Genomic DNA, 249 nt, shown 5'->3' with positions numbered 1-249 from the left:
CGCGCGCATTGATCATCGTGCATGGCCGCCTGCGCAATGCGCAAACCTACCTGCAAAGCGGCATCGACGCCGCCGAGCATGCCGGGGCGGGCGGCAGTACGCTGGTGATCGCACCGCAGTTTCTCAATCAAGCCGACGTGAAGCGCAACCACCTGAGCAACGACGTATTACGTTGGAAGGGCAACGACTGGATGGCCGGCGACGCGTCCACCGGCCCAGGGCAGATCAGCTCTTATGGCGCTCTGGACC

The 249-nt window shown here is 63.9% G+C and carries 1 pseudogene; it reads left to right on the top strand.

Annotation, left to right across the window (positions count from 1 at the left end):
* Positions 1-249: pseudogene (locus AAEZ05_RS29590) on the top strand (alpha/beta hydrolase); the annotation flags it as partial.

The organism is Pseudomonas sp. HY13-MNA-CIBAN-0226 (assembly GCF_040310305.1).
GTDB lineage: Bacteria > Pseudomonadota > Gammaproteobacteria > Pseudomonadales > Pseudomonadaceae > Aquipseudomonas > Aquipseudomonas gregormendelii.
This window is presented reverse-complemented; position numbering and strand designations above follow the sequence as displayed.